This is a genomic window from Blastomonas sp. UPD001 (genome assembly GCF_003426715.1).
GTDB lineage: Bacteria > Pseudomonadota > Alphaproteobacteria > Sphingomonadales > Sphingomonadaceae > Blastomonas.
In genome coordinates, this window is the sequence record NZ_QKVT01000182.1 from 1 (window position 1) to 508 (window position 508).

Genomic DNA, 508 nt, shown 5'->3' on the forward strand with positions numbered 1-508 from the left:
TCATAATTATTTTTGAATTGAAATTTTGCAAATATAACGGTGTTTTATCCACCTCTACAACATAGAAGGAGTTGCTAGAAATTATAGAAAAGTCCCAGGGGTAAAACTCAAGTGCGGATAGCCCACCCATCTCTCATGTAAAATCAAATATCGAGCGATCGCACACCTGTTTCAGGTATCAAACTCAAAACTTGAGGTTTAAACCCTGAGCTACTAGCACAAGTCGTCTGAAGACAACTCGAATAAATCAAGTAGTCTGGTTTAAGTAGGGGTTTTTTTGAACATTTGGGATGCTCCCTTTCAAGGACTCACTGACGGGGTTCAAATACTGGTTTATCTATTTCAAATACTCGTTGACGAGTCTCAAACACTCGTTGACGAGTCTCAAACACTCGTTGACGAGTCTCAAACACTCGATGACGAGTCTCAAACACTCGTTGACGAGTCTCAAATACTCGTTGACGAGTCTCAAATACTCGTTGACGAGTCTCAAATACTCGTTGACGAG

At 40.6% G+C, this 508-nt stretch carries 1 protein-coding gene; it reads left to right on the plus strand.

The window, feature by feature from the left end; translation table 11 throughout:
• Positions 1–277: 277 nt before the first annotated feature.
• Positions 278–508 (plus strand): hypothetical protein (locus DM995_RS23015; protein ID WP_232824590.1); only part of this gene is annotated, 231 nt, incomplete at its 3' end.